This window comes from Paraglaciecola hydrolytica (assembly GCF_001565895.1).
Classification (GTDB): domain Bacteria; phylum Pseudomonadota; class Gammaproteobacteria; order Enterobacterales; family Alteromonadaceae; genus Paraglaciecola; species Paraglaciecola hydrolytica.
In genome coordinates, this window is sequence record NZ_LSNE01000003.1 from 1,197,867 (window position 1) to 1,211,411 (window position 13,545).

A 13,545-nucleotide genomic window follows, 5' to 3' on the forward strand; every position below is an offset into this window, starting at 1 on the left:
GCCCGTTAAAAAGCAATAGCTGCCTTGTAACTGCAAACCATAACTGCTGAGATCTTGGTTAAGTTGTACAAGCTTAAAATCATCAAAACGCAGTTGATACAAATACTGCTCAGCCAGCAAATGCTGACAGTCGATATAGTCTAGGGAGCTGCTTGCGTCTGCATGGGCTGCGCACACTTGCTCTAATAATTGCACAGGATAAAAAAGACTTTGCCCTTGCATTTGAAAGGTTCTGATCAAGGTCGCAAAGGCTTGGTATTGCAAGTCGGCGGGTAATTGTAAAAATCTGCTTAAATCAAAAGGTAAAAACAGAATTTCAAGCAGGATGAGATTTTGTGCATGATCAACAACTTGTGGGTTTTTATTAAACTCAAAGGCCGCAGCAAACTTGTCAGTAAAGTTCAAAAAATACAGATCGCGAATGACTCTGTGCCTATCGACCACTTTGTTTTGCCAATTATAACTATTCACCACCGGCACAACCTGTTCGGCGGCTTTGATAATCTCGATAAAGGTCGACGGGGTTTTACTCTGCCTTGCTAGGGCAAATAAATGAGAGTATTGCTCAATCTCTGCGCTTAGACGGTTTGCCAGTAACTTATTGAGTTGCAAACCTTCTCGGTTAGGGATCAATAAGGCGTGTTTGGTGAGTTTTTCCTTGCACGCTTTAGTGAGTAAAAAGTCCTTTTTTCCCCCAATTAAAAAGCCTCTACTGGCTAAATTATCGATAAGCAGATCTAACTTTAATTGCCCAATAGGTTTGTACACCACAGCCAATATAATTAAGGTCGTTTGTTCAGCTTCAGTAAGTGTTGAAAAAACCTGATATAAAGAGTCAATTTGTTGATTGATGGTTGGCTGAATTAAAGCGGCAAGTTTCATTCTGATTTGATTCTTAATACATAGCGTTTTTTAAGGAATGGAAATTACCAAAAATGCCGTAGCGAAACAATTAATCTCAACAATACAAAATAAGTCTTTTTGACTTAAGATTGGGAATTTAATCTAAACACTAACCCCGCTTTCACCGCTAACCACTCACTGTTAATAATGGAAAACACCACGGTATCTCGATAACTGCCATCGGCCATCACTTGATGATTACGCAATATGCCATCTTGTTTCGCGCCTAAACGGGCAATGGCATTACGTGAATTTTGATTATGCCAATGAGTCCGAAACTCTACCGCTATGGCTTGTAGCGCTTCAAATGCATAACTCAACAGCAGGTGTTTACATTCAGTATTAACCACCGTTTTTTGAAAGCTTTTGGCGTACCAGGTATAACCAATTTCGACTCTTCTATTGGCGGGATCCGCATTACAAAAACGTGTCGAACCAATGATTTTTTGACTGGCATTTTCAATCACTACAAAGGCAAGTGCCCTACCTAAGTTTTGTTGCGCTAGGGCAAACTCAATATAGCTTTTAACTGAGTTTTCCCTTGGCACACTGGTATACCATAAATTCCATAACTCGCCATCAGACGCGGCGTCGACTAAGGCTGCAGCGTGGTCGCTTGTGAGTGGAACTAGCGTGACATTTTTTCCCTGTAGTTCAACAGCAGCAAGCCATGGTTGAGCATTCATACTAATTTCCCTTTTTTATAGTTTACTTTTATTAACTAAGCATGAGCTTAATTCGAGTTTGTTATATTTCCATATTTCCAACTCATCGCAAAGAGGTAATCTATGTTTGCCTATTAGGACGAAAATGGGAGTTGAATTTATTATCGAGATAATGCCCCTTCCCTATTCGATAATGAGCAAAATAAATCTTCTTTTTTGCCAAGTGTATTACTACATGCAGGGTGTAGCAGCCAAAGTTGAGCTCAATTTATGACTTAAAGCAGCTACAAAAAAATAAGCTAATGTTATAACAATATAATATTTACTTGAAAGCGTCGCCTACTTGATTTGTAATGGTCTTACTAAAAAGATAACAACTGGGGATAAACCACGTGATTTCACTGTTAAATTTAAGCTTTGCACTTATTGATCTGTGTTTATTAGTGTATTTGTTAAAAATGCCACTGCCCAAACAAGCCATCATACAACTGCCTCGCGTATTTATCTGTGCTCTGCTGTGTGGCATGACCTACGACAACCTCGTGGTCGCAAGCGGTTATTGGTTTATACAAGAAAGCTGGTTTGCCACCATTAATATTCCACGTTTTTATCTACATGTATTAGTGCTGCCGTTTTTGAGTTTATTTACCTACGCGATTATTCGCCAAAGTGGCATCGCACTTGGAAAAAGCCCCCTGTTTTTTGCTTTTTGTCTGCTCGTCACCATTAGCGCTTTGGCGTATGGCATCAGTCATGAACTCGTCAACTTACAACTAGTGGAAAAAAGCGCCTTTGGCATCACTCGTATGTCTAATGCCAATTCATCTGCGCCTATGGCTACCATAGTCACGAATATAGTGACTTTGATACTGGCAGGATATTTATGGCGAAAAAGTGGCTGGAAAATACTGTTTTTAGGCGCGCTGTTTATTTTTGTGGTCAATGGCGCATCGGCCACCCAAGCCTGGGGATTTCTTGCTGGTAACTTTGCTGAAATCATCTTTGTTTTGAGCCTGATAACAACACTTAAGCATTTTTCGACGAGCACAACAGGAGCGACACAAGAGGCTACAAAATGAGAGCCAGGCAGATTATTACCTTTCCTTTAAAGCTGCTAGCCATCGTCGTTGTTGTCTATGTTTTATGGGTATTGATTGTTTACCGTGATATTCCTGTTGACGAACTTGAACGTCGTTATGGCGGTGATAACTTGCAAACCGTTGATATCGACGGGGTAAAACTACGTTATAAAGTTGAGGGGCAAGGCCCTGTCTTAGTCTTGATCCACTCCCACTTTTATACCATGCGCCAATGGCAACCTTGGGTTGATGTACTCAAACATGATTTCACTGTTGTGCGTTTTGATTTGACTAGTCATGGTCTGACGGGACCTGATCCCAGTCATGACTATTCTCGGCAGCGTAGTAGTGATTTAGTCGCTGGTTTGTTGGATCACTTAACCATTCAACAAGCCAGTATAGTGGGCTCATCGACCGGCGCAGGGATAGCTTACACCTTTGCGGCAGCCCATCCTGAACGTATACAAAGCCTAGTATTAATGAATGCACCGGGCATGCCTAAAACCTCTAATAAATACATGGATCGTACCTTACCCAGTTGGGGTGGTTTTATTTTCTATTTATTGCCAGAGGGACTATTTGAAGCATTTCTTAAAGCTCCCATTATCGACGATAGCTTAGTCACCCCAGAGCTACTGACTGAATTTTTTGATATGTATCGCCGCGACGGTAATCGTATGGCTGAGTATGAACGCATGAGTAGTTACGATAAAAATGACATTACACCTTTGTTGGCGCAAATAACGGCACCCACGCTAGTGATGTGGGGTGAAGAAAACCCACAATTACCGGTTGAGCATGTTGCGCTGTTTATGAAAAAACTCACTGCTAGTCCTTCAGTACAAAAGATTATTTATCCCAATATTGGCCATGTCATCCCGCTAGAAATCCCTGTGCAAGGCGCGCTGGATCTCGCCACATTTGTACAAGCTCAAACAGGTAATAGTCATCCATAAGGCACTAACTCCATGTTAAAAACTGCAATAAAAACGAGTGTCGCCCTATTCATTACTTGCTTAATTGTGGCTTGTAGTGAGCCCGTATTGCCAAGCGCACAAGCTCTAGACGCAGACCAAAAACAACTGGCTCTCATTCCTCATATAGAGGTTGGCCCTTTAACTGTGGTTACCGGGCGATCACTGTTGTTTTCTGTGCCTGAATCTAAAAGTGATAATGAACGCGAACTTGAACTTAGTGTGTTTTTTCCTGAGCAAGGGCAAGATTACCCTGTCTTGTTTTTCTCTCACGGCAATTGGTCAACTAAAGATAAATACGATCAATTGATCACTTTTTGGGTGAGTCATGGTTATGTGGTTATCGCGCCAAATCATCGAGATTGCTGCTCAATGGCCAGTGGTATTTTTAATAGTTTACGTTATGGCAACTTTGCTTTGATTGAACACAGAGTCAAAGATTTTACCTTTTTAATCGACCATTACACTCAGCTTGAAACTAGCTATCCTAAGCTCAAGGGCAAAGGTGACATTAACAACATCGCGCTAGTAGGCCATTCCTTTGGTGCCTTTACCGCCCAACAGTTTGGTGGCGCTGGCACCTACAATACCGATGATAAACTCTATCATTTTTATGGTGACGACAGAGTCAAGGCCATAGTGGCGATTTCTCCGCCTGGCCCTATGTTTGAAGAAATTACCGCACAAAGTTGGCAGAACTTAAGTACGCCAACTTTTGTATCTACCGGCACCTGGGACGTGGATAGCCATTTTTTTACTGAATGGCAATTACACCTGATGTCCTTTGAAACTGCCCTGCCCCACGATAAATATGCTTTAGTCACCCAAGGTGCTGATCATTATTTGGGGAATTTGATCTGTCGTCCTGAACGGGATGTCGCCCCTCAACAAGACGCATTAACCATGTTAAATGCCAGCTCAACTACCTTTTTGGATGCTTATTTAAAAGGTGATGACAAAGCCAAAAGCTTTTTGCAAAGTGCACAACTTGAGCAGCTCACTGGCGGTTTTTCGGTGCTTAGATACAAATAACGCAGCGACAAGCTAACTAGCTTAACAAAAACGCCACAATATGATGTGGCGTTTTGTTTTTAACAATGATCTATTAGGCTCAGTTCATTATGGTAGGACAGAGTTTTTCAAGTTGGACTTTGGCGCTTACTTGATCGCCCGTTAATGCAAAACCTAAAACTTGCTCTCCTTGTCGGTAAACCGCTTTAATACCCCGTTCAGACTGCTGCTCTATTACCCAAGTTCCAGCCACCAAACTGCCGTCGCTTTGTCTGGCAGGTGGATTAACCACCACCGGAAATAGCGTGGTTTTTACCATCACCGGCATGGCGGGATAACTCACTAGAGTTTTTTCACCCGCTAAGGTTTTAGCTAAGGCACGCACCTGAGCCATTAAGGGCAAGATGTAAAACAACACGTGATTTTCAACTTGGGCACAATCACCAATGGCATAGACGTCGGTAACACTGGTTTGCAAGCTTTTATCGGTCACAATGCCACGTTCTACGCGAATGTTAGCCGCTTTTGCTAGGCTGATATTAGGCCTTACACCGATGGCGGATAACACCAGATCAGCTTGAATTTGGGTATTGTTTTCTAATGTGGCGATGATGCCGGATTGGTGTTGCTCAATTTGCTTAACTACGGTACCAAAATGGAAATTGGCGCCCGCTTTACGTAAGGCATTTTCAACCGATAGTGAGGCCTGCTGGGGCAATAAACTTGTTAATACGCTTGGCATAGGATCAACCACATCAATCTGATAACCCGCTTGCAGCAAGTCGTTGGCGTATTCACTGCCAATTAAACCTGCACCAATGATCAGGATCTTTTTCTTATGTTTAGCAATAGTTCTAAATTTTGCGTAATCCAATAAATTGTTAACGCTATAAACATGCTGCAAGCCATTGCCTGTTAGTGGTGGCTGAATACAACTTGCCCCAGTGGCAAACACGAGTTTGCTATAGGCTTGTGAGCCATTTTGCCCCACAGTAATGGACTTGTTTGTGGTATCAACCGCAGTCACTTGGCTGAAAATATGAATTTGCACTTTGTACTGCTCAGCCATGTGTTCGGCGCTTTGACTGGCAAGTTCAGCGGCTGTCTTGTTTTTAGCAAAACCGGTAGATAACAAAGGCTTAGAATAAAAGCTGCCGTCATCGATGGTATACAAGTAAATCGCGGTGTTTAGCTCAGTTTTACGGATCTCTTTAACCAAGTTATAGGCCGCGAGTCCACTACCAATAATTACAATAGGCGCTTGTGATGGATCAAAAGCGTTTAACTCTGACTCAGCGCTAACGGCGACTTCAACTGTGGAAACTGAAGAGGCAGCGTGTTCAGTTGTGACTTGCACCCGTTTAGTTTCGAGCATTTCAAAATCTGATTTTTCAACCCCACACTCCGGGCAGACCCAGTCTGCTGGAATATCTTGCCACTTAGTACCAGGAGCAATGCCATCTGCTGGCCAGCCTAATGATTCATCATAAATCCAAGCACAAACCTGACATTCCCAAATACTGTATTCATACACCTCATTGGTTGCAGTCACAGGGTTTTTAACTATAGAACTTGCTGGAATGGCGTCACTGATTGCTATCATCTCAAAATCGCTTTTAGCGACACCACATTCAGGGCAAACCCAATCATTAGGGATGTCTTCCCATCGAGTACCAGATGCTAAGCCTTCTGCTGGACAGCCTTTGGCTTCATCGTAGATCCAAGCACAAACCTGACATTCCCAAATTTTATATTGTGACATTACTACCTCAGTCTAATTATCGCTGTTCAGTTTTTATCGCCATACACTGTGAGATAAGCTTGGGCGAAGTACTGCAAAATTTTATATTGTGTTAAACAGAGTGCGGGATAATACCCAAGCCATCGGCATAAAACAAATGACATATAATTATATCATTGCATTCATAATGAAAAACAGCTTCACTTGTTTTAACAAGCAGTCTAGCCAGATAATTCTGCCAAATGTTTTGCTAAACCCGGCTCAAATGATATATTATTATGACATTACATCTAATTACTTGTAACTAGCTAACTATCACTTAAGATAAATGAGCTTACGAAGATAGTTTGTACAAAATTAATATTTATAAAAAGTGCTAAATCATTAACACATATGTATACAGAGATTTAAGTCATTATAATTAAAATTTACGTATTACGAGCCACCTACTGTGGCAAAACGTAGGATACAAAAAACTTAATAATTAAGGGGATAGCGACCATGTTAATGAACTTGTGGTACGTTGCAGAATGGTCAGAAACGGTTAAAGACAAACCCGTAAAAACCAAATTAGTGGGGCAAAATCTGGTTTTATTCCGTGATCTAGAAGGCAAAGTAAAATGCATGGCCGATGTTTGTTTGCACCGCGGCGGCTCCCTCTCTGGTGGTTGGGTTAATGAAAAACGCGACTGTGTGGTATGTCCTTATCATGGCTGGGAATATAACGGCTCAGGCAAATGCCAAAAAATCCCTTCTGAAGGTGACGAGTTCCAAGTACCTAAACGATTCAAAGTAGATGCCTACGACGTAGAAGAAAAATACGGCATGATTTGGGTATTTATGGGCGACTTACCCGCTGAAGAGCGCTTCCCTATTCCACCCTTACCAGAATTTGGTGATGAAAATTGGCGCGGACTAAAAACTGAATTTAGCTGGAAAGCCGAAGCCTCTCGTGTGGTTGAAAACGGGATTGATATCGCCCATGCCTCTTTTGTACACCCAGTATTTGGTTACCCAAGTACCGCTGAAGACAACTTTATTGAAGATGTGGAAAAACATGAATGGTGGGGAAAATCCACTAACGTTATGTATCCGCCACAATTAAAAGGTGGCTTTTTAGGCTGGCGTAATTTTTTACGTAAAGACAAACAAGAAACCAAAGTTCATCCCGAATGGCATTTGCCCGGCATGATAGTCAGAATACAAATTGATATCCGACCTGGTTGGCACATTGTTATGTTTGATGCCAATACCCCAGTTGATGAACATACCACCCGTACTTTTGCGTGGCAATTCAGAAGTTTCTTTAAATCAAGATTGTTTGACAAAGGTTCATTAAAACGTCTAAAAACCATCTTGTTAGAAGATGCCACCATAGTGCAAGACTCTCAGCCCTATTATTTACCGGAAACCTTGGCCAACGAGGTATCAGTGAAGTCAGATAAATTTATGAGTACCTTCCGTATGGCGCGACGTAAATTGATCGAAGAAAAAGGTTGGCAAATTGATACTAAAGCTCGTGACGAACATCAGGGCAAAAAAGTGTTAACCATTGCCTCTCCGGGCAGACGACAAGCCCTAATTGACGGTGATGGTTGGGTATTTGAGCAAATGCCTACGGTTGCACCAATCAAAAAAGCCAGTGTTAAAAATGAATTTGAACAACAGGTTGATACCTTAACCACCGACTCGGTTAATTCAAAAGACGTGATTATTGCCTAATTAAACAGGTATATAACACCATATTAAAAGCACAAAAAAACGCGATTTAGTCGCGTTTTTTTATGCTCTATCTAATGGTTAAACCAAGTGTTGCCAAATACTGGCTTGAAACTGCGCTTCATGTACATCGCCCACTAGCCCTCTGGGATCTAATTCATGGCGCTTAGTACAGCTGGGCGACAAACGCACCCCTTTCGCTGTCAGCGTCCGTGTAGCTTGGCCATTGCGATATAACACAGTATGGCGAGTACGATGGCCAGGTGCGGTTACTATAATAAAGTCAGGCTCCATATAGACATTAGTTGCCTGATTTAGCTGTCTGGCAGTAAAGGTTAAAATTCCCGGCCCGCCAGACATACCGACATTCTCATAACTACCCGGCCCCATAGGATCAAAGACTAATAATCCATCGACTAACTTACCGGTAAAAGTCTTGGCTAGCGCCGGACGTCCACGAAAATGCACATTAGTGATTTTAAAATTTAAACCATCAAAGTCGATGTACACAATATTATCAAAAGGCGACAAACCTGGTGTGCCACTACCCGCTTGGGTATCGTCAATTAAGGGTGAGCCGTCTAAATTAAACAACTCAACACTATCGTGCCAAGTACCGCGTAATTGCATTAGGGTGTGAGCCACACTGCCCACTGGAAAAACAGTTGTCATTAGTTGTCCTATGGAAAATTTACACTATCACCAAGCTTACATTTGTATTAAAGTTATAACAATAAGTATCTTACTGGCACTGGTACCAATGTATTGTGCCTAAACTTTTTACGGAGCAAAAATGAAAACAGTCATTATAACAGGTAGTACCCGTGGCATTGGCCGAGGTTTAGCTGAGAATTTTTTGAAACGCGGCTGCAAGGTTGTGATCACTGCTCGTAAGCAAGATCAAGTTGATGCTGTCGTCGCTGATTTAGCTAGCCAATATGGCCAAACTAACGTCACTGGCATTGCCTGTGATGTTCAGCAACATGAGCATTTAGAGGCACTGTGGCAACATGCCGTGAAAACCTATACTAGTATCGATATTTGGATAAATAATGCTGGTATGAGCTTGCCACGTAAGCCTTTGGAACAGCAAGCCGTCAGCGACATCAGTAATATTATTAATACTAATTTAACTGGCGTGATCCTCGCCACCAGTGTGGCACTTAAAGGCATGAAAGCCCAAAATCATGGTCAAATATGGAATATGGAAGGTTTTGGCAGTAACGGCGCCACTCAACCAGGTATGGCGATTTATGGTGCCACTAAACGCGCGGTCACTTACTTAAATAAATCCCTGCAAAAAGAAGTAAAAGGCACTCAAGTGCAAGTCAACACCTTAAGCCCAGGCATAGTGGTAACCGACTTGCTGATCGGTGATTACGACACCGCATCGCCAGAATGGTTAAAAGTGAAAAAGATATTTAATATCCTCGGTGACAAGGTTGAAACCGTAACACCATGGTTAGTAAACGGCATTCTTGCAGCCAACAAATCTGGTGCAACAGTAGCGTGGTTAACGGGGGGCAAAGCCTTCTGGCGTTTTATGACAGCAGCATTTAACAAACGTGATTTGTTTGCTGATGTAGGCTGAGGTATTGGTTGGAAATCAAGTTTATAGGCTGCTTAATGCATTTGCCGCTCTACTTGTGACAGTTGCCAAACGATCCCAATTAGTATGAAGGAGACGTTCAACCTGGAACAATAGCAAGTTTGAGCGTTAAGTTGTGGTTCAAGTATGGTTAGGTTGGATGTTTCCTAAAAAAACGACATTTTATAAATTTCTGAAAATTAATGAACTACCTGCAGTGTATGGTTACATAAGGTCAACACTAATAAAGGAAATTTAAGATGAAATTATATTGTGTAGCCATATTAACAAGTATTTTGACAATGAATTCACTACCAACTTTAGCTAATGAAGTTTTACCTGAAGGCTGGTTTAAGGCAGGGAGTGCTCCGACTGACTACAAAATGGGTGTAGATGTAAATATTACTTTTGATGGTGGTAAATCAGCATTTATTGAGTCTGATAACGCCGAATCAAACGGTTTCGGTACGTTAATGCAAAATTCTAGTGTTGAAGATTATTTGGGTAAACGTGTTCAATTAACGATTTATATAAAAACTCAGGATGTCACTGGATGGACAGGAGGCTGGTTTAGAATCGATGGAGAACAAACTACTACACCATTAGCTTTTGACAACATGAACAATAGAGCAATTAAAGACACCACAGATTGGTCAAAATACTCTTTGGTTCTCGACATACCTACCAACGCTAAAAATATGGCTTATGGTGTATTACTTAATGGGAACGGCAAAGTTTGGTTCGACAATCTAAGTTTTGAAATTGTTGATAAGAACACCCCTTTAACTGATCTTTACGCATCGAAAAATCAAAAAAAAACTAAAAACTTGAGTTTCGAGAACGAATAATGAATTCAGTGTTTAAAAGGGAGGTTGATAACACTTTAAAAGTAACACCATTAGCAACTCAAATTTCGTCTGAGCCATCAGACGAAATGCTCATTTCTCAATTTGTTAAGGGTTCAAAGAGTTCTTATGAACTTCTTGTACAGAGATATAAAAAAAGGGTTTTTGAATTTATCTATTTTCAGATAAAACAACATCGTCATGATGCAGAAGATTTAACTCAGGATGTATTTGTTGAGCTTTACAAAAAAGTTGAAAATTTTCGACATGAATCAAAATTTTCGACATATTTATTTTCAATAGCAAAGAACATTGTGCTTAATTATTTTCGCTCAAATAGTCGGTTCTTTTCTTTCTCTCAGTTGTTAAATAAATCGGAAGATGTAGAGATTATTAATTTGCATGACCAATTGAGCAATGAGGCTGAACAAAAACAGATTCTGCTTGCTATCAATAGTCTAAGCGCGGATGAGAGGCAAATAATCTACTTATGTGATAAAGAAAATTTCAGTTATTTGCAAGTGAGTGAAATTTTAAACATTAAATTAGGTACGGTCCGTTCTCGACTAAGTACAGCAAGACAAAAAGTCATTAGCGCTTTAAGAGATAATTGAGATGAAATGTAACGATATCCAGATAAATTTAGGTGAATTCATGGATAACGAAATGAACCATGAAAAAAGCTTAATGATTAAAAAACATGTACAAGAATGTAAGCAGTGTTTTAATCAAACACAAAATATTCTCTTTTTAAAACAGCAGCTTGAAAGTCTGAAGGGGCCATCATTAAACAGTGACTTCGAAATAAAGCTGCAAGAGCGTATAAAAAAATCAAATACTAAAAGTAATTATAGTAAGTTTTTAGCACTTGCTGCATCAATAGCATTGATAGCTCCTTTAGTTCACTATTTAACATTTCAGCCACAATTAAATGTGCAGAAACAATTTATAATTGAACTTGAATCAATAGGAAAAACTGCATTTGATGAGTACGAAAGTTTCCATAAATGGACTCAAGTAGTGAGTTCGGAAGAAAGCTTGGTTTGTGGTGACGCTATGTCAAAAAGGTATTGTTCTCTAGATAAACAATATCTATCTAGAATATAAAACTCTGGACTTAACGATAATTATCCAAAACACAGTTTAAATTCTATATGTTGACTGAGCGCTTTTCTTAGTAAACCAACTATTGCCGTGAAAGTAGTCGACTGTCTCCTGATGGCTCTTAAATGACAGGGATAATAGCTCACAACCCTTGAGTTCAAAGCGTAAATCGGATTTGACCTACGACAACAAAACAAATTCTCCAACTCAACGCTCAGCTAAAAACCCAAGCCCTGCAAAAACCCTAGGCTATGACTAAAAACTTGCTCGGCTTGTACGTCAGGGCTGAGCAAACCTTGTTGTTTGGTATTGTCGGCTGAATAAGAGCCAAACTGCCAGTGGTTAGCATTTTCGATAACAACGTATTCTGTTGTTGCAGGTAACTTGGGGGCATTCGCTGAAATTTTTGCCGGAGTTGATTGCAGATCTTTGGCGCCAGAAATGGACATTACGGCAACATTTAAGCCGCTAATATCACTGGCCGGATAAGAAGCCAATAACAGTAAACCTTTTACCTTGGTTAAATCAGCGCCTTTTATGTATTCAGTTGCACCTACCCCACCTAAGGAATGGCCAGCGATAACCCATTGTTTGACTGCAGGGTAAGCTGCCATCACATCGTCTGCTTTATTAATACCTAAAAAGGCGGTTTTAAGAGGCATAGGGGCAATAACGGCTAGATAATCTTGTTCGGCAAAACGACGCATAAAAGGAGCAAAAGTCGCAGCACTGGTTTTACCGCCAGGATAAAAAATAATGCCACTTTGTGGAATATTTTGCGCCGGGCTAAAAACGAGAAAGTCACCCTGACTGACGGTAACGGTAGCAGAGGAGATTAAAGCGTCACTGGTTTGTTGTTGGTTGTAAGAAAACGGAATACTCATCCATACAGCCGTAGCGCCAACCACTAATACGATCAGGGCCACAAAGCCCAACAACACCTTTTTCAACATAAAATAATCCTCTGTTAACGCAACATTTTAAACCCGCACTTAGATAATATTTGTCTCAGTCGAAAAACTCTAAACCCATACACCTAACACTTAATCGTGTGAATAGAACTGACCATTACGTTCTTCGCCAGCCAATATTCTGACTAGTCGATCAGCTGCTTCCTGCCCCACTAAACGTGCGGCTATGGGGTTGGCTGGATCTAAATAAACGATATTTTTACGTTGTTGGTAATCACGATGACGACGTTTAGCGCACTCGGCAGCATCGCTGTCTAGCTTGGCATTTTTTACCAAATTAACCCAATACTCCACCATGGCCATAATTTTGTCTTCAGCGTGTTGTTTATAAAAGGCTAAAGGCCCTACTCCACAAATACCACAAGGACTAATACTACTGCGGATAAAGGGCATGGCAGCATGAAAAGGTTTAACCCCTTCTTGATACAAAGCAGTCAAATGTTCCATGGCCAGTTGATTCACTGGTGCATAGTATTTTTCAACGTGCTCTGGATGGCAGACTAATTCGTAACGTGGCATGAGATCGGCGTAATAAAAGGCTTCTGGCAGCGTACCAAAGGCTAGGCCTAAATGGGGGATGTCGGTATTGTCTTTCATCCAAAAGGTTAAATGGATATTGGTAAAGGTATTTTCTGGAGAACCAATATTCGAATGGATAACCCAATCCACAGGATTATCACCTTGGCCGCTAAAATTGCGCATACGGCCTAGTGGATTACCACTGAGATCAGAAAATTCATGGATATCAGCACAGCCTAAATCCTCAGTAAAACTGAGCTGTGATTGCACATAATCCCAAATACGATCGCGCAGCGCCAATACCTCATGATAGGTTTCACTGGTGTCTATTTTTTGGCCGCTATCTAAATGGCGGGCAAACTCAGCTGTCATCGTGGGTTTAGTTTCAATAGGCATTTGTGTCATGATTTTACCTTGTGTAATTAC

General features: G+C 41.0%; 13 protein-coding genes and 1 pseudogene. 8 read left to right on the forward strand and 6 right to left on the reverse strand.

Annotation, left to right across the window (positions count from 1 at the left end):
- Positions 1–882: pseudogene (locus AX660_RS23280) on the reverse strand (DEAD/DEAH box helicase); the annotation flags it as partial.
- Between the two features lie 104 nt (positions 883–986).
- On the reverse strand, positions 987–1,589 hold the full coding sequence (locus AX660_RS07715; RefSeq protein WP_068374841.1) for a GNAT family N-acetyltransferase: 603 nt from the start codon (positions 1,587–1,589) through the stop codon (positions 987–989).
- Between the two features lie 371 nt (positions 1,590–1,960).
- Between AX660_RS07715 and AX660_RS07720 the strand changes: the two genes are divergently transcribed.
- From AX660_RS07720 to AX660_RS07730, 3 genes are read left to right on the forward strand one after another with little or no spacing between them, the layout of a single operon-like run.
- Positions 1,961–2,647: a hypothetical protein gene (locus tag AX660_RS07720; RefSeq protein ID WP_068374844.1), complete on the forward strand. Its 687-nt coding sequence runs from the start codon at positions 1,961–1,963 to the stop codon at positions 2,645–2,647.
- Positions 2,644–3,603, forward strand: a complete 960-nt coding sequence (locus AX660_RS07725; RefSeq protein ID WP_068374849.1) for an alpha/beta fold hydrolase — start codon at positions 2,644–2,646, stop codon at positions 3,601–3,603. The genes AX660_RS07720 and AX660_RS07725 overlap by 4 nt, the downstream gene beginning before the upstream one ends.
- 12 nt (positions 3,604–3,615) lie before the next feature.
- The gene (locus AX660_RS07730) at positions 3,616–4,653 is read left to right on the forward strand and encodes an alpha/beta hydrolase family protein (protein ID WP_068374851.1); all 1,038 of its coding nucleotides are present in this window, start codon (positions 3,616–3,618) and stop codon (positions 4,651–4,653) included.
- 79 nt (positions 4,654–4,732) lie between these two features.
- On the opposite strand, the gene AX660_RS23460 is transcribed toward AX660_RS07730, so the two are convergent.
- On the reverse strand, positions 4,733–6,394 hold the full coding sequence (locus AX660_RS23460) for an FAD-dependent oxidoreductase (protein ID WP_082768779.1): 1,662 nt from the start codon (positions 6,392–6,394) through the stop codon (positions 4,733–4,735).
- Between the two features lie 480 nt (positions 6,395–6,874).
- Between AX660_RS23460 and AX660_RS07740 the strand changes: the two genes are divergently transcribed.
- On the forward strand, positions 6,875–8,095 hold the full coding sequence (locus tag AX660_RS07740) for an aromatic ring-hydroxylating dioxygenase subunit alpha (RefSeq protein WP_068374856.1): 1,221 nt from the start codon (positions 6,875–6,877) through the stop codon (positions 8,093–8,095).
- 78 nt (positions 8,096–8,173) lie between these two features.
- On the opposite strand, the gene AX660_RS07745 is transcribed toward AX660_RS07740, so the two are convergent.
- Positions 8,174–8,764, reverse strand: coding sequence for a hypothetical protein (locus tag AX660_RS07745; RefSeq protein WP_068374859.1), 591 nt, complete (start codon positions 8,762–8,764; stop codon positions 8,174–8,176).
- A 121-nt stretch (positions 8,765–8,885) separates the two neighbouring features.
- Between AX660_RS07745 and AX660_RS07750 the strand changes: the two genes are divergently transcribed.
- The 4 genes from AX660_RS07750 to AX660_RS07765 all read left to right on the forward strand — a co-directional run bounded on the left by AX660_RS07750 (position 8,886) and on the right by AX660_RS07765 (position 11,632).
- A complete protein-coding gene (locus AX660_RS07750; RefSeq protein WP_068374861.1) occupies positions 8,886–9,683 on the forward strand; it encodes an SDR family NAD(P)-dependent oxidoreductase in 798 nt (265 codons plus the stop codon).
- Between the two features lie 257 nt (positions 9,684–9,940).
- Positions 9,941–10,528, forward strand: a complete 588-nt coding sequence (locus AX660_RS07755) for a hypothetical protein (RefSeq protein WP_068374864.1) — start codon at positions 9,941–9,943, stop codon at positions 10,526–10,528.
- Positions 10,528–11,139, forward strand: coding sequence for an RNA polymerase sigma factor (locus AX660_RS07760; protein WP_068374871.1), 612 nt, complete (start codon positions 10,528–10,530; stop codon positions 11,137–11,139). The genes AX660_RS07755 and AX660_RS07760 overlap by 1 nt, the downstream gene beginning before the upstream one ends.
- 40 nt (positions 11,140–11,179) lie before the next feature.
- Complete coding sequence (locus tag AX660_RS07765) at positions 11,180–11,632, forward strand: hypothetical protein (protein WP_131811764.1); 453 nt, start codon at positions 11,180–11,182, stop codon at positions 11,630–11,632.
- Positions 11,633–11,847: 215 nt separating this feature from the next.
- On the opposite strand, the gene AX660_RS07770 is transcribed toward AX660_RS07765, so the two are convergent.
- Together AX660_RS07770 and AX660_RS07775 are read right to left on the reverse strand one after the other, a co-directional pair.
- Positions 11,848–12,582: an alpha/beta hydrolase gene (locus AX660_RS07770; protein ID WP_082768780.1), complete on the reverse strand. Its 735-nt coding sequence runs from the start codon at positions 12,580–12,582 to the stop codon at positions 11,848–11,850.
- Positions 12,583–12,672: 90 nt separating this feature from the next.
- Positions 12,673–13,524, reverse strand: a complete 852-nt coding sequence (locus tag AX660_RS07775; protein ID WP_068374873.1) for a hypothetical protein — start codon at positions 13,522–13,524, stop codon at positions 12,673–12,675.
- Between the last annotated feature and the right edge of the window lie 21 nt (positions 13,525–13,545).